Origin of the sequence: Limnohabitans sp. (assembly GCF_040401495.1) — a bacterium.
Taxonomy (GTDB): domain Bacteria; phylum Pseudomonadota; class Gammaproteobacteria; order Burkholderiales; family Burkholderiaceae_C; genus Limnohabitans.
This window is the reverse complement of sequence record NZ_JBBAOI010000003.1, coordinates 79,853-100,370: the sequence shown is the minus strand read 5'-3', so window position 1 is coordinate 100,370 and position 20,518 is coordinate 79,853. Positions and strand designations below refer to the sequence as shown.

At 56.5% G+C, this 20,518-nt stretch carries 22 protein-coding genes; 21 read left to right on the top strand and 1 reads right to left on the bottom strand.

Annotated features, from left to right (window positions below; all coding sequences use genetic code 11):
* From AC9UEO_RS03600 to AC9UEO_RS03555, 10 genes are all read left to right on the top strand, one after another.
* Positions 1–694, top strand: a 694-nt coding sequence (locus AC9UEO_RS03600; protein WP_509529952.1) for a hypothetical protein, incomplete at its 5' end; no start/stop codon positions are given.
* Positions 691–1,257, top strand: coding sequence for a hypothetical protein (locus tag AC9UEO_RS03595; protein WP_509529949.1), 567 nt, complete (start codon positions 691–693; stop codon positions 1,255–1,257). The genes AC9UEO_RS03600 and AC9UEO_RS03595, both read left to right, overlap by 4 nt.
* Positions 1,254–2,180, top strand: a complete 927-nt coding sequence (locus AC9UEO_RS03590; protein WP_509529946.1) for a pilus assembly protein PilP — start codon at positions 1,254–1,256, stop codon at positions 2,178–2,180. The genes AC9UEO_RS03595 and AC9UEO_RS03590 overlap by 4 nt, the downstream gene beginning before the upstream one ends.
* Complete coding sequence (locus AC9UEO_RS03585) at positions 2,177–3,478, top strand: type IV pilus secretin PilQ (RefSeq protein WP_509529943.1); 1,302 nt, start codon at positions 2,177–2,179, stop codon at positions 3,476–3,478. The genes AC9UEO_RS03590 and AC9UEO_RS03585 overlap by 4 nt, the downstream gene beginning before the upstream one ends.
* A gap of 10 nt (positions 3,479–3,488) precedes the next feature.
* Positions 3,489–4,034, top strand: a complete 546-nt coding sequence (locus tag AC9UEO_RS03580) for a shikimate kinase (protein ID WP_509530201.1) — start codon at positions 3,489–3,491, stop codon at positions 4,032–4,034.
* Entirely contained in the window at positions 4,024–5,118 is a 1,095-nt protein-coding gene (gene aroB / locus AC9UEO_RS03575; RefSeq protein WP_509529940.1) for a 3-dehydroquinate synthase, read from the top strand. The genes AC9UEO_RS03580 and aroB overlap by 11 nt, the downstream gene beginning before the upstream one ends.
* Positions 5,115–6,251 carry a deoxyguanosinetriphosphate triphosphohydrolase gene (locus AC9UEO_RS03570; protein ID WP_509530198.1) on the top strand — a complete coding sequence of 379 codons (1,137 nt, stop codon included), beginning with the start codon at positions 5,115–5,117 and terminating at the stop codon, positions 6,249–6,251. Before aroB ends, AC9UEO_RS03570 begins: the two co-directional genes overlap by 4 nt.
* 12 nt (positions 6,252–6,263) lie before the next feature.
* Positions 6,264–6,839 (top strand): DUF1415 domain-containing protein, encoded by a 576-nt coding sequence (locus AC9UEO_RS03565; protein WP_509529937.1) that lies wholly within the window; start codon positions 6,264–6,266, stop codon positions 6,837–6,839.
* Positions 6,826–7,683 (top strand): class I SAM-dependent methyltransferase, encoded by an 858-nt coding sequence (locus AC9UEO_RS03560; protein ID WP_509529934.1) that lies wholly within the window; start codon positions 6,826–6,828, stop codon positions 7,681–7,683. Before AC9UEO_RS03565 ends, AC9UEO_RS03560 begins: the two co-directional genes overlap by 14 nt.
* A gap of 61 nt (positions 7,684–7,744) precedes the next feature.
* Positions 7,745–8,707 (top strand): NAD-dependent epimerase/dehydratase family protein, encoded by a 963-nt coding sequence (locus tag AC9UEO_RS03555; RefSeq protein WP_509529931.1) that lies wholly within the window; start codon positions 7,745–7,747, stop codon positions 8,705–8,707.
* Here AC9UEO_RS03555 and AC9UEO_RS03550 read toward each other — a convergent pair.
* A complete protein-coding gene (locus AC9UEO_RS03550) occupies positions 8,684–9,064 on the bottom strand; it encodes a thioredoxin family protein (protein WP_509529928.1) in 381 nt (126 codons plus the stop codon). The two genes, AC9UEO_RS03555 and AC9UEO_RS03550, sit on opposite strands and share 24 nt — an antisense overlap.
* A 51-nt stretch (positions 9,065–9,115) precedes the next feature.
* Between AC9UEO_RS03550 and AC9UEO_RS03545 the strand changes: the two genes are divergently transcribed.
* The 11 genes from AC9UEO_RS03545 to AC9UEO_RS03495 all read left to right on the top strand — a co-directional run bounded on the left by AC9UEO_RS03545 (position 9,116) and on the right by AC9UEO_RS03495 (position 20,494).
* Positions 9,116–9,811 (top strand): REP-associated tyrosine transposase, encoded by a 696-nt coding sequence (locus AC9UEO_RS03545; protein WP_509529925.1) that lies wholly within the window; start codon positions 9,116–9,118, stop codon positions 9,809–9,811.
* A gap of 130 nt (positions 9,812–9,941) precedes the next feature.
* A complete protein-coding gene (locus AC9UEO_RS03540) occupies positions 9,942–14,645 on the top strand; it encodes a glutamate synthase-related protein (protein WP_509529923.1) in 4,704 nt (1,567 codons plus the stop codon).
* A 3-nt stretch (positions 14,646–14,648) separates the two neighbouring features.
* On the top strand, positions 14,649–14,921 hold the full coding sequence (locus AC9UEO_RS03535) for a DUF4258 domain-containing protein (RefSeq protein ID WP_509529921.1): 273 nt from the start codon (positions 14,649–14,651) through the stop codon (positions 14,919–14,921).
* On the top strand, positions 14,918–15,145 hold the full coding sequence (locus AC9UEO_RS03530; protein WP_509529919.1) for a type II toxin-antitoxin system MqsA family antitoxin: 228 nt from the start codon (positions 14,918–14,920) through the stop codon (positions 15,143–15,145). Before AC9UEO_RS03535 ends, AC9UEO_RS03530 begins: the two co-directional genes overlap by 4 nt.
* A gap of 24 nt (positions 15,146–15,169) precedes the next feature.
* Positions 15,170–16,651, top strand: coding sequence for a glutamate synthase subunit beta (locus AC9UEO_RS03525; RefSeq protein ID WP_509529917.1), 1,482 nt, complete (start codon positions 15,170–15,172; stop codon positions 16,649–16,651).
* An 11-nt stretch (positions 16,652–16,662) separates the two neighbouring features.
* Positions 16,663–17,490, top strand: a complete 828-nt coding sequence (locus AC9UEO_RS03520; protein ID WP_509529914.1) for an ABC transporter ATP-binding protein — start codon at positions 16,663–16,665, stop codon at positions 17,488–17,490.
* On the top strand, positions 17,487–18,269 hold the full coding sequence (gene mlaE / locus AC9UEO_RS03515) for a lipid asymmetry maintenance ABC transporter permease subunit MlaE (protein WP_509529911.1): 783 nt from the start codon (positions 17,487–17,489) through the stop codon (positions 18,267–18,269). The genes AC9UEO_RS03520 and mlaE overlap by 4 nt, the downstream gene beginning before the upstream one ends.
* A gap of 13 nt (positions 18,270–18,282) precedes the next feature.
* Complete coding sequence (gene mlaD / locus AC9UEO_RS03510) at positions 18,283–18,759, top strand: outer membrane lipid asymmetry maintenance protein MlaD (protein WP_509529909.1); 477 nt, start codon at positions 18,283–18,285, stop codon at positions 18,757–18,759.
* Between the two features lie 2 nt (positions 18,760–18,761).
* A complete protein-coding gene (locus tag AC9UEO_RS03505; RefSeq protein ID WP_509529907.1) occupies positions 18,762–19,520 on the top strand; it encodes an MlaA family lipoprotein in 759 nt (252 codons plus the stop codon).
* Between the two features lie 36 nt (positions 19,521–19,556).
* Positions 19,557–20,216, top strand: a complete 660-nt coding sequence (locus AC9UEO_RS03500; RefSeq protein WP_509529905.1) for an MlaC/ttg2D family ABC transporter substrate-binding protein — start codon at positions 19,557–19,559, stop codon at positions 20,214–20,216.
* A complete protein-coding gene (locus AC9UEO_RS03495; RefSeq protein WP_509529903.1) occupies positions 20,213–20,494 on the top strand; it encodes an STAS domain-containing protein in 282 nt (93 codons plus the stop codon). Before AC9UEO_RS03500 ends, AC9UEO_RS03495 begins: the two co-directional genes overlap by 4 nt.
* Positions 20,495–20,518: the final 24 nt, after the last annotated feature.

Here is a 20,518-nt window from a genome sequence, read left to right as displayed (position 1 = left end):
TATGCGCCGACTCTTTCCCCGTTCGACCCGCCGAAGTTTGGGCGTGGTGGTCCAACCCGATGGCATAGCCTTGGCTCAGGCCAGTGCCCCCGTCAAGGGGTGTTTGCACATCCAACGCTGGTATTGGCTGGCTTTGCAAGATGCACCTAAGACCCACCAAAGCCTGTTGGCGGGTTGGCCTGACCCCACTTGGTTGCGCACCGCTCGCCACAAAGCCGGTTGTCAAGCCCAAGATGCTGCATTGGCTATTGAAGACCAACGCTTGCGCCGCTTTAACTTGACCCTGCAAAGCGGTTTGCATGTGCGTGATCAGGTCAAGGCCATCGAGGCCGAACTGAACAGGCAACTGCCTTGGGCTTTGGCAGATACGGTGTGGGACTTTCACACCTTGCCTACCCCCGACGCAGCGGCCCTTGCGGCCCAGACCCAGCGCCCCGCGTGGCTGGTGTCTGCCATGCAAGCACAAGCGCAACAACATGTGGAGGTTTTGGCTACGCAGCGAGCTTGGGTGACGGCTTGCGAGCAATGGTGTCGGGCGGCAGGCCTGTGGTTGATGCGCCTAGAGCCTGCTTGGCAGGCGGAGGCGCGGTGGCAACTGCAAAGCAGCAAAGTCAGCCGACTTGACGCGCAGGGTATGGCACCTCATCTGCAAGCACGAGCCGCTGGCTTGGCCTTGGGCGTGTTGGCACCATGAGGGCGCTCAACTTGGTGCCATGGCGTGAGCGGCAGCGTCAAGCGGTGTTGCAGCGCTGGCAGATAGGCGGCTTGCTGGCTGCCACGGCGACATTTGCCATGGTGTTTGCCATTGAGCACTGGCTGGCAGAAGCCAACCATGGCCATGAGTTAAACATGTCTGCTTGGCAGGCTCAGCAGCAAGCTTTGCAACACAAATTGCAAGAAGCAGCGCTTTGGCAAACACGTTACCGTCAAGCGCAGCAGGTACAGCAGGCATGGCCGCAATGGCAACAGCAACAGTGGCAAGCTTGGCGTTCATTGATCGACTTCTTCAGTGTGCCGCCGCGCGGCTTGCAGCTAAGCCAAGTCCAATGGCGCGATGGCCAATGGCAATTGCAAGTGCGCGCCTTGAGCGCTGCGCATGTATTGCATTGGCAAGACCAGCTGCAAGCCCGTGGCATCGCAGTCAGGGCGCAGCCCACGCCAATAGCCAGCCATTTGTGGCGCTGTCCACAGGGACGTTTATGGCATTTACATACCTTTGAGCTCAGCTCTCCGGCCCCCCAAGGGGTTCGCTCATGAGCCCACGCTCGACGTTAGGGGCGCACTGGTGGCCCCAGTGGCGCAGCCATTGGCGGGTCTTGCACGCTTGGCCCATGTCAGCGCAATCCATGCTTCTCAGTGCCATGGCATTGCTGATGAGCCTGTGGTTGAGTTGGCAAGTCTCTGGCCAAGCATGGCTTACCTGGTGGCAGGCGCAGCAGCGAGAAGAGGACGCTTTATTGCAATTACAAACCTTGCAACGGCAACTTGATCAACATGAACTGCGAGTGGCTGCTTTGCAGGCCATGCGCCACCCCTCGGGGCAAGATTGGCCAGCCTGGGTCAGCATCTTGCCAAGCAATGTAGGCGCACATCAGCAGGAATCGCACCATTGGAGCGGCAGTTTGCCCAGCCTGTTGGTGGCTTGGCAAGCCTTTGCCGAGCTCGCTCCGCAAGCACGGGTTAACGCTTTTGTGATGAGCGCGGTCAGTGCACCTCGGACTAAGGGCACTGCCCCGCACTTGAGTCTGCAGTTGCAAACGCAAGACGATGCCGAGCAGTTCCTCAAGCGCTTTGGGGCGTCAAGTACAAAACCAACCCCAGCAGCAGCGCATTCCGATGGGCACAGGCCTGCGCGCTTATTCAATCCCTTTGATGCGACTGGCTTACCCCAAGGCTTGCCGACGCTTGCGCCAACGCTTGAAGGCCAAGTCCGCTTACCCGATGCCGACTTGTCGCAATGGCAATGGGTGGGTGCTTTAAGCACGCCAGAAAAATCCCGCGCATTGCTCACGCACGAGGGCGTGCTCTACACCTTCAAGCCCGGCCAGGCCTTGGGTGCGAATGGCGGGGAGGTGACACAGGTTGGCACCGACCATGTGTGGCTGCGCCAATGGTTTACCGACGGCCAAGGCCGCTGGCAAGCGCGCTCAAGCCGTTGGCCTGACAGGGGGGCACCATGAAGTTGCTTATTAATGCCTTGTTTGCCGTTTGCTTTGCGTTGATGGGAACAAACCATGCACAGTCCCAGACGCTTACTGATGCGCCACCGGTGTTCAGCGGCGCACCCATGTCCATGGATTTCCCCAAAATTGAGGTGCGTACTGCATTGCAACTGATTGCCGACTTCAGTGGCATCAATATGGTGATAGCCGACAGCGTGAGCGGTACGCTTAGTCTGCACCTGAGTCAAGTGCCGTGGGACCAAGTGCTCTACACGGTGCTGCAAACCAAGGGCTTGGGGCAACACAGCATGGGAGACGTGCTATGGATCGCACCCCTTGCTGAATTGGCTGCCAGAGAAAAGGCCACGCTAGAAAGTCGTTTGGCTTTGCAAGCCCTAGAGCCCGTGCAAACCCGCGCCTTTGCACTCAATTACGCCAAAGCACACGACTTGCTGGTGCCTTTGCTCAGCAGCAACGGCGTGGTCGGCAACAACCCTGCACCTCGCTTGTTGAGTGCGCGTGGTTCGGCCTTGGTAGACGTGCGTACCAACCAACTGTTTGTCACCGATGTGGTCGATAAGTTGGCTCAGGTTGCAGTATTGATAGAGCGCATTGACATCCCGCAGAGGCAGGTGCTGATTGAGGCGCGCATCATCGAAGCATCAGACAGTTTTGCCAGAAGTTTGGGCGTTCGCTTGGGTCGCGGTGACAACAATGCTGCTTTGGTGCAGTTGCCTGCCATGGGTTTGCAAGGCCAAAACGCTGCCACCTTGGCGCTGTCCTTGTTCGACCCCGTGCGAACACTGCGTTTGTCGGTGGAATTGTCTGCACTTGAGGCCGAGGGCTTGGGCAAGGTGGTGGCCAGTCCGCGCTTGGTCACCGCAGACCAAGCCAAGGCGGTGATTGAGCAAGGCACCGAGCTGCCTTACCAAGTCTCGGCGGGCAACGGTGCGACCTCCATTGCCTTTCGCAAAGCCAATTTGCGCTTGGAGGTCACGCCGCGCATCACGCCCGAGGGCAGCATCACCATGGACTTGGATGTGCACAAAGACAGCGTGGGTCAAAGCACGCCTGCTGGTTTTGCTATCGATACCAAGCATGTCAGCACCCAAGTGCGGGTTGACGATGGGGGCACGGTGATGATTGGCGGCATTTTTGAGACCAGCGATAACCAAAACTTGGCTGGTGTGCCGGGTTTGCGCGATTTGCCCGGCATGGGTTGGCTGTTTGGCAACCGCAGCAGCAAGCGCAGCAAGCAAGAGTTGCTGATATTCCTAAGCCCTAAAATGCTCTCGCAACGTGCATCAGCACCGTGAGGAAGTATTTATCGTGTTGGCCTTGGTGGGTATGCCCGGCAGCGGCAAGTCAACAGTCGGGCGACAAATTGCTCGCAGAATCGGCTGCGCCTTTGTTGACTCCGATCACGTCATCGAGCAGCGCTTGGGTTGCAGCATCAAAGAATACTTTGAACGCCAAGGCGAAGCCGCTTTTCGTGATGTGGAGAGTCAAACCTTGGACGACATTACCCGCCAAGCGGTGGGGGTGCTGGCCACCGGTGGCGGCGCTGTGCTGCGCCCTGCCAACCGCGCTTTGCTGCACGAACGCACCACGGTGTGCTATTTACGAATCAGTCCCGAGGAAATTTTTCGCCGCTTGCGTCACGATCGCCAGCGCCCACTGTTGCAAGTGGATAACCCCGAGGCCAAGTTAAGGGAATTGTTCGACCAACGTGACCCGCTTTACCAAGAAACTGCCCATTACGTGATTGAATCTCACCGTCCACGAATTCCCACCATGGTTGCCATGGTCATGAGCCAACTCGAACTCGCCGGACTTTTGCCTGTGGCAGAAACACCTCCCCATGCCACATGACACCCACCGCCAAGTCCGCATCGCTTTGGGCGATCGAAGCTATGGAATCAGCATTGCCGCTGGCTTGCTGTCTTTGGACCGCACTTGGCATGGCTTGCCCCGTGCGGCCACCGCCTTGATCGTTACCAATGACACGGTAGGCCCTTTGTACGCCGCAGATTTACAGCGCAGTTTGTCAGCTCACTACCCCAAGGTGCTTACCCTGAGCCTGCCCGATGGTGAGGCCTACAAAACCTGGGAAACCTTGCAAAGTATTTTCGATGTGCTGTTGCAAAACGCTTGTGACCGCAAAACCGTTTTGTTTGCACTCGGAGGTGGCGTGGTGGGTGACATCACCGGTTTCGCGGCGGCTTGTTATATGCGCGGAGTGCCTTTTGTACAGGTGCCCACCACTTTGCTGGCGCAGGTCGATTCTTCGGTAGGTGGCAAAACCGCCATCAACCACCCAATTGGCAAAAACATGATCGGTGCGTTTTACCAACCCGAACGTGTGGTGTGTGATTTGCGCACCTTGCAAAGTCTGCCCCCACGCGAACTCAGCGCTGGACTGGCCGAGGTCATCAAATACGGCCCCATCGCCGACATGGCGTTCTTCGACTGGATCGAAAACAACCTTGACGCTTTGCTGCAACGCGATCCCCAAGCTTTGGCTTATGCGGTGCAGCGCAGTTGTGAGATCAAGGCGAATGTGGTGGGTCAAGACGAGCGTGAATCAGGCTTGCGGGCCATTCTCAATTTTGGCCATACCTTTGGCCACGCTATTGAAGCGGGTTTGGGTTTTGGCGAATGGTTGCATGGCGAAGCAGTGGGTTGCGGCATGGTCATGGCGGCACAGTTGTCACACCATTTGGGCTTGGTGGATGTGGCATTCACCAAACGCCTGACCAACTTGGTTGAACGTGCAGGCCTGCCCACCGTTGGTCCCGCTTTGGGGGCCGAGGCTTATTTGCACCATATGCGGGTGGACAAAAAAGCCGAGGCAGGCGATATCCGTTTTGTGCTGATCGACCCACCAGGCAGCGCCGTGGTACGAGGTGCACCCGATGCCGTGGTGGTTGAAGTTTTAGAGGCCTGTTGTCGTTGAGGCTTCAAGCCTACGCTTGTGATCCTGCGTTCACGCGGGGCCGACGCTTTGCAGAGGACCCAGCCCCCACACGCAATGCGTTTCAGCGCGACCGCGACCGCATTGTGCATTCCACCGCCTTTCGCCGCTTGGTCTACAAAACCCAAGTTTTCTTGAACCATGAAGGCGATTTGTTTCGCACCCGCTTGACGCATTCTTTGGAGGTGGCGCAACTTGCTCGCTCCATGGCCCGCACACTGGGTTTGCATGAAGATTTGGTAGAGGCTATCGCTTTGGCACACGACCTCGGCCACACGCCTTTTGGCCATGCAGGACAAGATGCTTTGAACGAGTGCATGGCCGCGTACGGCGGTTTTGAGCACAACTTGCAAAGCCTGCGCGTGGTGGATGGCTTGGAAGAGCGCTATGCGCAGTTTGACGGCTTGAATCTGTGCTTTGAAACCCGTGAAGGCATTTTGAAGCACTGCTCGGTGCGCAACGCACAACTCCTAGAGGCGCATGAACCCGGCGGTGTGGCTGCACGGTTTTTGGTTAAAGGCCAACCCAGTTTAGAGGCGCAGTTGTGCAATATCGCCGACGAGATGGCTTACAACGCCCACGACATCGACGACGGTGTGCGCTCGGGCCTCATCAGCATGGCACAACTTGAAGACGTGGCCTTGTTTGACGATTACCGACGTCAAGTGCAAACCGAATTTCAGGATTTATCCGGACGGCGCTTGTTATATGAGGCAATACGCCGCATGTTGAGCGATCAGGTCTACGACGTCTTGGCAACCACTCAAAGTGCCCTTGCGCAACACGCACCTGACAGTGTAGAAGCGGTGCGCGCTGCCCCTGCCTTGGTGCTGTTTTCTTCCCCCATGCAACAGCGCTCGACGCAGCTGAAAACCTTTTTACTCCACCATTTGTACAGACACCCGCAGGTAATGCAAACCACCGATTGGGCCCGCCAAGTGGTTGGCGAATTATTCGCAGCCTATTTGTCCCACCCTCAAGAAATGCCCGAAGGTCATGCCAAGCTTGACAACCTCCCCCGAGCCGTTGCCGACTACATTGCTGGCATGACCGACAGATATGCCAGCCGTGAGCACGCCCGCTTGGTGGGACAGCTGCCTGCTCCCTCACACTGAAAGCTCTTAGCCATGCACCAACCTGCCGACACCGAACGCATCGCCATCGAAGACACCCAGTTGTGGCTGAATCGTGCCGTGGTGGGACTCAATCTGTGCCCCTTTGCCAAAGCGGTGATGGCCAAAGGGCAGGTGCGCTATGTGGTGACCGAACTCACCGAACCCGAGCAGGTTTTAATTCTTTTGCAAACTGAGATGCAAACCTTGGTGGACGCTGACCCCGAAACGCTGGACACCACTTTGTTGATTGCACCCTATCTGCTGCCCCACTTTGCCGACTTCAACGAGTTTTTATTCGACTGCGAAGCAGTGCTGCGCGGACTGGACTTGGAAGGCGTTTTACAAATCGCCGACTTTCATCCTGGCTACCAGTTTGCCGGTACCTCGCACGATGATGTGGAAAACCTCACCAACCAGTCGCCTTACCCCACGTTGCATTTGCTGCGTGAAGACAGCGTGAGCCGCGCTGTTGAGGCCTTTCCCGATGCCGCCTTGATTTACGACCGCAACACCGCTTTGCTGCGTGAAATGGGTGTGGCGGGGTGGCAGGCTTTGGGCATGCGAGCGAGGTTGTATGAAGACAGCTAAGCCTCTTGACCTTGAATTACGCCCCGGCCAGTCCATCGAGTTGCTCAAGGCGCTGCACATCCTCACGCGTGAGGGCAAGCTCAATCAAGACTCTAAGCGCAAACTCAAGCAGGTCAATCACCTGTACCAGTTCATCGAAAAGCTGCTCACTGCCTTGAGCGACAGCGAGCAAGGTCTCACGTTGGCCGACCACGGCGCGGGCAAGTCTTACTTGGGGTTCATCATTTACGACTTGTTTTTTAAGCGCTTGACCAAGGGTCGAATCTACGGAATTGAGACGCGCAGCGAATTGGTCGCTTCTTCTAAGGCATTGGCGCAGCAATTAGGGTTTGAGCGAATGACTTTTCTCAATCTGAGTGTGGTCGAGTCTGCGCACAGTGAAGCTATGCCAACAAACATCGATGTGGTAACCGCACTACATGCCTGCGATACCGCTACCGATGACGCCATCGCCTTTGGTTTGCAAAAGCAAGCCAAGTCCATGGTGCTGGTGCCATGCTGCCAAGCCGAGTTGGCCCGCTCACTCAACCACAACAAGGCGTTGAATTTGCAGCGTACACCGCTGGCTGAACTGTGGCGTCACCCGCTGCACACCCGTGAGATGGGCAGCCAACTCACCAATGTGCTGCGTTGTTTATACCTAGAGTCGCAGGGCTACAAAGTGACCGTCACCGAATTGGTCGGCTGGGAGCACAGCATGAAAAATGAACTCATCTTGGCCGAGTTCACAGGCCAACCCAAACGCAGTTCGGCTGAGCGCTTGCAGGCTTTGTTGCAAGAGTTTGGTTTAAAAGACATACAAGCTTTTCGTTATCCCTTGCTAAGCCAGAAAACTGAGCAATAAAAATGAGGTGTTAGCGTAGTCTTGACGTATTCTTTGTGGCCCTCAACCCATCAGGGAGTTCATGAATATTCTCATCACTGGTTCCATGGGCAATATAGGCAGCAGCACTTTGGCGGCACTGCAAGCGCGTGGCCACCGCATCACTTGTTTTGACCAACCCACACTTGCCAACCGAAGGCTTGCCAAACGCTTGCCAAGTGCGGTGCGCGTGTGTTGGGGCGATCTACGCCAACCGAGTGACATCAGCGCCGCTGTGGTCAATCAAGAGGTGGTGGTGCACTTGGCGGCCATCATCCCCGAGGCTTCTCATACCGGTGACCGAAGCGAGGAAAACCCCATTTTGGCCTATGCCGTCAATGTAGTGGGTACGCGAAACCTGATTGCTGCAGTCAAAGCCATGCCTGTGCCTGCCAGCGTGGTATTCACATCTACTTTGCATGTATATGGTTTAACCCAGCACCTTGCGCCGCCGCGCAAGTTGCAAGATCCGCTTAATCCGTCGGACCATTACGCCAGCCACAAGGTGGCTTGCGAAGCCATGTTGCGAGAGTCGGGTTTGCGTTGGACGATCTTGCGACTGGGTGTCGCTGTTCCTTTGAAAGTCATTTTGAGCCCAGCGATTTTTCTCGTACCACCCTCTAACCGGATCGAGTACGTCCACACCTTGGATGTAGGTGTGGCCATTGCCAACGCTATCGAAACCGAAGCCGTATGGGGGCGTCTGTGGCACATAGGCGGAGGGCCGCGCTGCCAACTTCGCTATGAAGATATGTTGGGTGCATTTATGAAAATCCTTGGGCAATCGCCGTTGCCCAAGTCAGCCTATAACAACGTCGATTTCAGCGTCGACTGGCTAGATACGCATGAAAGTCAGAAGCTTTTGAATTACCAGCAACACACCTTCGAAGACTATGTCAAGGCGCTGTCAGTTTGCTTGGGACATTGGTTGCCCTTGATCAGATTTTTAAGGCCCGTGGTCAGATGGGTGATCTTGCGTCAATCACCCTATCTGCGCAACAGGTAGTCCGTTGACCACTTCTTGCCAAACCATGTCAGCAATAGGCGCGAAGTCACCTTGAAGGGCTGCTTGGCACATGCGCTGTAATGTATCTGCGTGGGGCAACACGGTGCCCGCAAAACAGGGGCGACGTTGGGCATCGGCCAGCAGCAAGGTGGGAAAGTTTTCGATATCCATGTCGCCCAACAGTGCGTCGTGTTCCTCCACATCCACCCAGACAAACCGCGCTTGTGGCATTTCTTTGGCCAGGCCCTCAAACAACGGCTGGTATTCGCGGCAAGTGCCACACCATTGTGCGCACAGGCAGTACACCCAGAGCAAGGGTATATCTGCTGGAACTGCTGGCGAAGAGGGCGTATCCATGTCACAAGTTTAGATGTTTAATTGGGGTCAGATTCCAATTAATATGGGCGCATGGCCCGCTTACCCCGTCTCACCCTTGCCGGATACCCGCACCACATCATCTTGCGGGGCAATAACCGCCAAGCCATTTTCATGGACAGCGCTGACTTTGAGCGCATGCTGGCTTTGCTGCAAAACCACGCCATGGAGCAGGGCGTGCAAGTCCATGCCTATGTATTGATGAGCAACCACCTGCATTTATTGCTCACCCCTTCGCAAAACGACAGTTTGCCCAAGATGATGCAAGCGGTGGGACGTTCTTATGTGCTGTATTTCAATAAGCGCCATGGGCGAAGCGGCACCTTGTGGGAGGGGCGCTACCGCTCTGCGTTGATTCAAACCGAGCGCTATTTCTTGGCTTGCATGGCCTATATCGATCTCAACCCCGTGCGTGCTGGCATGGTGGCGCAGGCCGCAGGCTACCCTTGGTCCAGCCATGGCCATTACATAGGCCGCCAAAACGAGGCTTGGCTAACACCCCACCCTTTGTACTGGGAGATGGGCAATACGCCTTTTGCCCGCGAGGCGGCATATGCGGTCATGGTCAATGCGGGTGTTAACCAAACGCAACAGCAGGCGCTCACATCTTCTGCCTTAAGCGGTTGGGCTTTGGGCGAGGAAAGCTTTGTGATCGGCTTGCAAAAACAAACATCCAGACGGGTCAATCCCGCCAAAGTGGGCAGACCGTTTGGGAAAAAAGAGATTTAATCTGTCCCCAATTATTTCTTCTTGTGCTAAAACTTAAATTAATTGGGATCTGACCCCAATTAATTTGTTTGGCATTTGGTCCAGCTTGCACTATATTTGCCGACCTGCCTGAATACTAAGGAAAAACCCTATGCAGTCCGCCTTTACCCATGGTTTGTACGACCCTTCCCAAGAACACGACGCCTGTGGCGTGGGTTTTGTGGCGCACATCAAGGGGGCGAAAACCCATGCCATCGTTAGCCAAGCGCTGAAAATTTTAGAAAACTTGGATCACCGCGGCGCGGTGGGTGCCGACAAATTGATGGGTGACGGCGCGGGTATCTTGATTCAGTTGCCCGATGCGCTGTACCGCGCCGACATGGCCGCCCGTGGCGTGACCTTGCCAGCGTTTGGTGAATACGGCGTGGGCATGGTGTTTTTGCCCAAAGAACATGCTTCGCGTTTGGCTTGCGAGCAAGAGTTGGAACGCGCCATCCGCGCCGAAGGCCAGGTGCTTTTGGGCTGGCGCGATGTGCCGGTGAATCTTGAGATGCCCATGTCGCCCACGGTGCGAGCCAAAGAGCCGGTCATTCGCCAAGTTTTCATTGGCCGCGGCAACGATGTCATCGTGCAAGACGCTTTGGAGCGCAAACTCTACGTCATCCGCAAAACCGCCAGCGCCGCCATCTCGCACCTGAACCTGAAGCACGGCAAAGAGTATTACGTGCCCAGCATGTCGAGTCGCACCATCATTTACAAAGGTTTGTTGCTGGCCGACCAAGTGGGCACGTATTTCAAAGACTTGCAAGACGAGCGTTGCGTCTCTGCTTTGGGCTTGGTGCACCAACGCTTTTCCACCAACACCTTTCCCGAGTGGCCGCTGGCCCACCCTTACCGCTATGTGGCGCACAACGGCGAGATCAACACCGTCAAGGGCAACTACAACTGGATGAAGGCGCGTGAAGGCGTGATGTCGTCTGCCGTGTTGGGCAGCGATTTGCCAAAGCTCTACCCCATCAGCTTTGCTGATCAGTCCGACACCGCCACTTTTGACAACTGCCTCGAGTTGCTCACCATGGCCGGCTACCCCATCAGCCAGGCCATGATGATGATGATTCCCGAGCCTTGGGAAAACCACAGCACCATGGACCCGCGTCGCCGTGCGTTTTACGAATACCACGCCGCCATGCTCGAGCCATGGGACGGCCCTGCTTCCATCGTGTTCACCGATGGCCGCCAAATTGGCGCCACCTTGGACCGCAATGGCCTGCGCCCCTCTCGCTACTGCATCACCGACGACGATTTGGTCATCATGGGCTCCGAGTCCGGCGTTCTCCCCGTGCCCGAGAGCAAGATTGTGCGCAAATGGCGGCTGCAGCCCGGCAAGATGTTCTTGATCGACCTTGAGCAAGGCCGCATGATCAACGACGAAGAGCTGAAGTCCGGCTTGGCCAACAGCAAGCCCTACAAGCAATGGATTGAAAACCTGCGCATCCGCTTGGACGATGTGGCCGAGCATCCCGTGGGCGTGCCAGCGCCAAGTGGCATCTCGCTGCTGGACCGCCAACAAGCGTTTGGTTACAGCCAAGAAGATTTCAAATTCCTCATGGCCCCCATGGCCGCCAACGGCGAAGAGGCCTTGGGCTCCATGGGCAACGACAGCCCCTTGGCGGTGTTGTCGAAAAAAAACAAATCGCTCTACAACTACTTCAAACAGTTGTTTGCGCAAGTGACCAACCCGCCCATCGACCCGATCCGCGAAGCCATCGTCATGTCGTTGGTGTCGTTTGTTGGCCCCAAACCCAATTTGCTCGACATCAACCAAGTCAACCCACCCATGCGCTTGGAGGTGAGCCAGCCAGTGCTGGACTTCCAAGACATGGCCAAGTTGCGCCATATCGAGAGCATGACCCAAGGCAAGTTCAAAAGTGCAACCTTGGACATCACTTACCCACTCAACTGGGGACATGAGGGTGTCGAAGCCAAGCTGGCCTCGTTGTGCGCCGAAGCGGTGGACCACATCAAGAGCGGCCACAATATTTTGATCATCAGCGACCACGCCATCAGCGCCACCCAAGTGGCGATTCCTGCGGTGTTGGCTTTGTCGGCCGTTCACCAGCATTTGGTCAAAGAGGGCTTGCGCACCAGCGCAGGCTTGGTGGTGGAAACGGGCTCTGCCCGAGAGGTGCACCACTTTGCGGTGTTGGCCGGTTATGGCGCAGAAGCCGTGCACCCGTATTTGGCGATGGAGTCATTGGCGGCCATGCACGCCGAGTTGCCCGGCGACTTGTCGGCCGACAAAGCCATTTATAACTACGTCAAAGCGATTGGCAAAGGCCTGTCGAAAATCATGTCCAAGATGGGCGTGTCCACCTACATGTCGTATTGCGGCGCACAGTTGTTCGAAGCGATTGGCGTCAACAGCGACACTATTACCAAGTACTTCACCGGCACGCCCAGCCGTGTCGAGGGCATTGGCATTTTCGAGATCGCCGAAGAGGCCATCCGCATGCACCAATCAGCCTTCAGCAACGACCCGGTTCTCGCCACCATGCTCGACGCGGGGGGTGAATACGCATGGCGCACCCGTGGCGAAGACCACATGTGGTCGCCCGACGCCATTGCCAAGTTGCAGCACAGCACCCGTGCCAACAACTTCAGCACCTACAAAGAGTACGCCCAACTCATCAACGACCAAAGCCGTCGCCACATGACGCTGCGCGGTTTGTTCGAGTTCAAGATTGACCCCAGCAAAGCCATTGCCTTGGACCAGGTCGAACCTGCGGCCGAGATCGTCAAACGCTTTGCCACCGGCGCCATGTCGCTGGGCTCTATTTCCACCGAGGCCCACGCGACCTTGGCCGTGGCCATGAACCGCATCGGCGGCAAAAGCAACACCGGCGAGGGCGGTGAAGACCCCGCCCGTTACCGCAACGAACTCAAAGGCATTCTCATCAAATCGGGTGAGACCTTAAAGAGCGTGATTGGCGACAAGCAAGTCGAAGTGGACATGCCTTTGCTGGCCGGCGACTCGCTGCGCTCCAAAATAAAGCAAGTGGCCTCGGGGCGTTTTGGCGTGACCGCTGAATACCTCAGCAGCGCCGACCAAATCCAAATCAAGATGGCGCAAGGCGCCAAACCCGGCGAAGGCGGACAACTCCCCGGCACCAAGGTGTCCGAGTACATCGGCTTCTTGCGTTACTCGGTGCCTGGCGTGGGCCTCATTTCCCCCCCACCGCACCACGACATTTACTCCATCGAAGATTTGGCGCAACTCATACACGACTTGAAAAACGTCGCCCCCCATGCCGATGTCAGCGTGAAGTTGGTGTCCGAGGTGGGTGTGGGCACCATCGCTGCGGGTGTGGCCAAGTGCAAGGCCGACCATGTGGTGATCGCCGGCCACGACGGAGGCACCGGTGCCTCGCCTTGGTCGTCCATCAAGCACGCTGGCAGCCCGTGGGAAATTGGCTTGGCCGAAACCCAGCAAACCTTGGTGATGAACGGTTTGCGCGGTCGCATTCGGGTGCAAACCGATGGCCAAATGAAAACCGGCCGCGATGTGGCGATTGGTGCCTTGTTGGGTGCCGATGAGTTTGGCTTTGCCACTGCGCCCTTGGTGGTCGAGGGCTGCATCATGATGCGCAAATGCCACTTGAACACCTGCCCCGTGGGCGTGGCCACCCAAGACCCCGCACTGCGCCAAAAATTCTCTGGCAAGCCTGAGCATGTGGTGAACTATTTCTTCTTTGTTGCCGAAGAAGTGCGCCACATCATGGCGCAGTTGGGCATTGCCAAATTCGACGACCTGATTGGCCGTGCCGACTTGCTCGACATGAAAAAAGGCGTCGAGCATTGGAAAGCCCGTGGCTTGGACTTTGGCCGACTGCTGGCCATGCCCGCAGTGCCCCAAGGCACGGCCTTGCACCACACCGACACCCAAGACCACGGCTTGGACCGTGCGCTGGACAAGGTGCTGATCGAAAAAAGCCGCGCCGCCATCGACAAGGGCGAGAAAGTGCAGTTCATGGAAGTGGCTCGCAACGTCAACCGTTCGGTCGGTGCCATGTTGTCGGGTGCGCTCACCCAAGTGCGCCCCGAAGGTTTGCCCGACGACACGCTGCGCATCCAGTTGGAAGGCACCGGCGGTCAATCGTTTGGCGCTTTCTTGGCCAAAGGCATTACCTTGTATTTGATTGGCGACGCCAACGACTACACCGGCAAAGGTTTGTCGGGCGGGCGCGTGGTGGTGCGCCCCAGCATCGATTTCCGCGGTGAGTCCACGAACAACATCATTGTGGGCAACACCGTGCTCTATGGCGCGACCAGCGGCGAGGCGTTTTTCAGCGGTGTCGCCGGAGAGCGTTTTGCGGTGCGCCTGTCGGGCGCGACGGCGGTGGTGGAAGGCACGGGCGACCATGGTTGCGAGTACATGACCGGCGGCACCGTGGCGGTGCTGGGCAACACAGGACGCAACTTTGCAGCCGGCATGAGCGGGGGCGTGGCCTATGTGTTTGATGAAGACGGCCAGTTCAGCACACGTTGCAACACCGCCATGGTCAGCTTGGACAAAGTGTTGGATGAGAAAACCCAAGCCGCGGACACACCCCAAGCCCTGTGGCACCGCGGCCAAAGCGACGAGGCGCAGTTGAAGAAGCTGCTTGAAGACCACCACCGGTGGACGGGCTCCAAACGCGCCCGCGCCTTGCTCGACGACTGGGCACAAGCCCGCACCAAGTTCGTCAAAGTCTTCCCCAACGAATACAAACGCGCTTTGGGTGAGTTGGCTGCGTCGGCGGCGGCCGCCTCTGCCGACAAACCCACCAAGGCCAAAAAGGCCACGGTCAAGTCTTGATGTATGGAATTGGTTTTTTCGTCCCATGCGCTCAAGCGCATGTTCCAACGCGGCATCAGTGCACAGGCAGTGCGTGCCGTATTGGACAATCCGCAAGTGGTCGCTGAGTATGCGGACGACAAACCTTACCCAAGCACTTTGTTGTACGCCATGGTTGATCAGCAAGCTTTGCATGTATTGGTGGCGACCGCTGACGCTGGTGTCAAAGTCATCATCACGGTTTACCGCCCGGACCCTCTTTTGTGGGCACCTGATTTTTTAAGGAAAAGACCATGAAGTGTGTCATTTGCAAGCACGGCGACACCCAGTTGTCCAGCACCACGCTCACGCTAGAGCGCGATGGCGCAGTGGTGGCCTTCAAAGAGGTGCCAGCCCAAGTCTGTACCAATTGTGGCGAGGCTTATGTGGACGAAACGATCAGTGCGAAATTGTTAAGTGTTGCCGAGCAATCCATTCGCGATGGCGTAGAAATTGATGTGCGCAAATACGCGCCCGTTTGAATACTGAAAAAACAGGACAAGATCATGGGAAAAATCACTGGGTTCATGGAGTTTGAGCGCATCGAAGAGGGCTACAAGCCCGTGCCCGAGCGCTTGAAGCACTACAAGGAGTTCGTCATTGGCTTGAGCCCCGAGCAGGCCAAGACGCAAAGCGCGCGTTGCATGGACTGCGGCACGCCGTTTTGCAACAGCGGCTGCCCGGTCAACAACATCATCCCCGACTTCAACGACTTGGTGTTCAACGACGACTGGCAAAACGCTTTGACCGTGTTGCACAGCACGAACAACTTTCCCGAGTTCACCGGCCGCATTTGCCCCGCCCCTTGCGAGGCGGCTTGCGTGGTGAACTTCAATGGCGACGCGGTGGGCATCAAGTCGATTGAGCACGCCATCATTGACCGCGGTTGGGCCGAGGGCTGGGTCAAGCCCCAGCCGCCCGCTACCAAGACAGGTAAAAAAGTGGCTGTCATCGGTGCAGGTCCTGCGGGCTTGGCCGCAGCCCAGCAGTTGGCGCGTGTGGGTCATGCGGTGACGGTGTTCGAAAAGAATGACCGTGTGGGCGGCTTGCTGCGCTATGGCATTCCCGACTTCAAAATGGAGAAAAGCCATATCGACCGCCGAGTGGAACAAATGCAGGCTGAGGGTGTGGTCTTCAAAACCGGCGTGTTGGTCGGCAACTGGCCCAAAGACAGCAAGGTCACCAACTGGGCCCAAGAAACCATCAGCGCCGAGCAGCTGAAAAAAGAATTTGACGCGGTGCTCTTGAGCGGCGGCTCTGAAGTTTCACGCGACCTGCCTGTGCCTGGGCGTGAACTGAGCGGCGTGCATTTCGCCATGGAGTTTTTGCCCCAGCAAAACAAGGTGGTTGCGGGTGACAAACTCAAAGACCAACTGCGTGCGGATGGCAAACACGTCATCGTCATTGGCGGCGGTGACACGGGTTCTGACTGCGTGGGCACCAGCACCCGCCATGGCGCGGCCAGCGTGACCCAGTTCGAGGTCATGCCCCAGCCTCCCGAGCAAGAAAACAAACCGCTGGTGTGGCCGTATTGGCCGCTGAAGTTGCGCACCAGTTCCAGCCATGAAGAGGGCGCTGAAAAAGGTGTTTTGCAACGCGAGTTCGCCATTTCCACCAAAGCCTTCATCGGCAAAAACGGCCAACTCACGGGCCTGAAAACCGTGCATGTGGAAATGAAAGACGGCAAGCTCAGCGAAGTGGCGGGCACCGAAAAGGACTACCCAGCCGACATGGTGCTCTTGGCCATGGGCTTTACCAACCCTGTGGCCAGCGTGCTCGAAGCCTTTGGTGTGGACAAAGACGCCCGCGGCAACGCTCGCGCCCACACCGAGGAGGGCAGTGGTTACATCACCAATGTGCCCAAGGTGTTTGCAGCCGGTGACATGCGCCGCGGCCAGTCGCTGGTGGTCTGGGCCATCCGCGAAGGCCGCCAAGCCGCGCGCACCATTGACCAGTACCTGATGGGTGAGAGCGCGCTGCCGCGTTAAAGTAGCGGTTCATGTCCTCTTTCTCCCCCACTTTGGTCGTTTTGCGCGACCTGCACTTTGGTTACGGTGATCGCCCCATTTTGGAAGGCGTCACTTTGGAGGTGCCGCGCGGCAAAATCACCGCGCTCATGGGGGCCTCGGGGGGCGGTAAAACCACGGTTTTGCGCTTGATTGGCGGGCAGTACAAGGCCCAGTCGGGCAGTTTGTTGTTTGACGGTCAAGAGGTATCCCAACTCTCCCACGAGCAACTCTATGCCGCACGCCGGCGCATGGGCATGTTGTTTCAGTTTGGTGCTTTGTTCACCGACATCAGCGTGTTTGACAACGTGGCCTTTCCGTTGCGTGAACACACAGATTTGCCTGAAGCCATGGTGCGCGACATTGTTTTGATGAAACTAGAGGCCGTCGGTTTGCGTGGCGCGCGTGATTTGTTGCCCAGCGAAATATCGGGTGGCATGGCGCGGCGTGTGGCGCTGGCACGCGCCATTGCTTTGGACCCTGAATTGGTGATGTACGACGAGCCTTTTGCGGGCCTGGACCCCATCTCTTTAGGCACGGCGGCCCGGTTGATTCGCCAGTTGAACGACGCACTGGGTTTGACCAGCATCGTGGTCTCTCACGATTTGGACGAAACCTTTGCCATTGCCGATCAAGTGATTGTGCTGGCCAATGGCCGCATCGCCGCGCAAGGCACTCCCGACGAGGTGCGCCAAAGCCGTGACCCCTTGGTGCACCAGTTTGTCAGCGCCGCACCTGATGGTCCTGTGCGCTTTCATTACCCTGCACCATCAGCGGATCAAGACTTTGGTGTGCAAGCTTCTGGGCGGCGGCGGCCATGATCTTCAAAGGCTTGGCCCACATCGGTTGGGTTACCCGCAGTTGGCTGGCTGATATTGGCCACGCTGCGCGTTTGTTTGTGCAGTTGCTTTCCTTTGCGCCTGCTTGTGTGCGACGCTTTGGTTTAGTGCGTGACCAAATGCATTTTTTAGGCAATTACTCCTTGGCCATCATTTCGGTATCAGGTTTATTTGTGGGCTTTGTGCTGGGTTTGCAGGGCTATTACACCTTGCAGCGCTATGGCTCGGCCTCGGCTTTGGGTTTGTTGGTAGCGCTCAGCTTGGTGCGAGAGTTGGGTCCCGTGGTCAGCGCCTTGTTGTTTGCGGGCAGGGCAGGCACTTCCCTGACCGCGGAGATTGGTTTGATGAAAGCTGGCGAGCAACTCAGTGCTATGGAAATGATGGCCATCGATCCCGTTCGGCGCATTTTGGCGCCACGCTTTTGGGGGGGCGTGCTGGTCATGCCCATCTTGGCGGCGGTTTTCAGCGCCGTGGGTATTTTGGGCGGTTGGGTGGTGGGCGTCTTGATGATTGGTGTGGACAGCGGCTCGTTTTGGGGGCAAATGCAAAGCGGCGTCGATGTTTGGCAAGATGTGGGCAATGGGGTGATCAAAAGCTTGGTGTTTGGTATCACGGTGAGCTTTGTCGCTTTGCGCCAAGGCTTTGAGGCGCAACCCACACCCGAGGGCGTGGCACGTGCCACCACCCGTACCGTGGTGATGGCGTCTTTGAGTGTCTTGGCCTTAGACTTTGTCCTTACGGCTTTGATGTTTTCAATTTGAAGGGGCTGTCAGAATGCAACGCTCGAACAACGATATATGGGTAGGTCTGCTGGTCGTGATTGGCACAGCGGCGATGCTGTTTCTGGCATTGCAGTCGGCCAATTTGCTCAGTCTGAATTTCCAAAAAACCTACACCGTCTCCGCCATGTTCGACAACATCGGTGGCTTGAAGAAACAAGCGGCTGTCAAAAGCGCAGGCGTGGTGGTCGGGCGTGTCAAAGAGATTATGTTTGATGGCAAAAGCTACCAAGCGCGGGTGGTCATGGCAATCGAAACCCAGCACCAGTTCCCCAAAGACAGCTCCTTGAAAATTCTCACCAGCGGATTACTCGGCGAACAGTACATTGGCATCGAGGCGGGTGCTGAAGAAAAAGTGCTGGCCGAAGGCGATAAAGTCCAAGATACACAGTCGGCGGTGGTGTTGGAGAACCTCATCAGCCGTTTCCTCTACAACAAGGCGGCCGAACCTGCTGCTCCTGAAAGCAAATAAGCATGTCGAGCCTGCCTTCACGCTTGAGCCTTTGGCTAGCAACTTTGTTGCTGGCTTTGGTCGGTTGTGCCAGCACTTCTGGCAGCAACCCCTTGGACCCCTTTGAGGCAACCAACCGCAAGATTGATGCTTTCAATGAAAGCGTAGACCAAGCAGTTTTAAAACCAGTTACCAAGTCTTACCAAGACTACACGCCCGCTTTGCTGCAAACAACCGTCAAAAACTTCTTTGGCAATTTGCGCGATATGTGGTCGGTGGTGAACAATGGTTTGCAACTCAAGCCTAAAGAAACCGTTGAAACTGGTGCCCGGGTGGTGGTCAACTCCACCTTAGGTTTGTATGGCTTGATCGACGTAGGCACTCATATAGGCTTGCAAAGACATACCGCTGACTTCGGCCAAACCTTGGGTTACTGGGGCATGCCTTCGGGCCCCTATGTTGTCTTGCCCTTGATGGGGCCGTCCACCGCTCGTGACACTGCCGCGTTGCTGGTAGACCGGCACGGCGACCCTTGGTCACAAATCAACCCTGTGGCTTCGCGAAACCAAGGCATTGCCTTGCGTTTGGTGGACAAGAGAGCTCAGTTTTTGGGCATGGACGACCGTTTGAACGAGGTGGCTTTGGACAAATACAGCTTTGTGCGAGACGCCTTTCTGCAAAAACGCAGATCACAGGTGCGCCGTGGTCCCCCCTCGGATGTGGACGAGTTAGAAGAAAAAAACAATGATCTTGGTAACAAAAGCAGCCCAAATAACCAATAATGCTCGTTATGTTTTTAAGAATTACAGGGTGTAGACATGCTTCAGTTAAGGATATCGGCTCTTTTTACTTGGCTTGACAGGGTCATACCTTCTGGGCTGTTGGTGGTGGTTTGGGCTTTAGGTTTGCCAGCACATGCCAACCCACAAGCCCCTGACGCTTTTATGCAGCAGTTGTCCAATGAGTTGATGGATGTGGTTCGCAAAGACTCTGCAGTCAAATCCGGGGATATTCAAAAACTGGCCAATTTGGTTGATATTAAGGTGCTTCCCAATGTCAATTTTCAGCGCATGACCGCTTCCGCGGTCGGCCCCGCTTGGCGCAAAGCCACACCCGAGCAACAAATGCGCTTGCAAGAAGAATTCAAGATGTTGTTGGTGCGCAGCTATGCTGGTGCTTTGTCTCAAGCCAAACAAAGCCACACCATTGTTGTCAAAGGTTTCAAGGGCGGCGCAGAAGACAACGAGGTGGTGGTGCGCTCTGAAATTCGTGGCGGCAACGAACCCATTCCTTTGGACTACCGTTTGGAGAAAAATCCGGACGCGCCAGGCGGGTGGATGATCTACAACTTCAATGTGCTGGGCGTATGGTTGGTCGATAACTACCGTACCCAGTTTTCGCAGGAAATCAACGCCAAAGGCGTGGACGGTCTGATTGCCACTTTGGTCGAACGCAACAAATCCAACAGCCGCAAGTGAAAAACACCACGGTTTATCAGTTACCTGCGCAGCTCACCCACGCCCAAGCTGCGACGGTGGCTCAGCAGTTGGGCGCCTTGGCGCGAACCCAGCCCTCGCTGCGTATCGATGCCTCGTTTTTGCAGCAATTTGACTCCTCTGCTTTGGCCGTTTTGTTAACGGGCCTGCGTGAGGCAGCGCAGCAGCAGCACGCCTTGACTGTCTCGGGCTTGCCAGCCAAGGCGCTGGCTTTGGCCCGCGTCTATGGCATACAAGATTTGCTTGAACTGCAAGCTTAAGGGTGCTTCAAGCTCGAAGCCTTA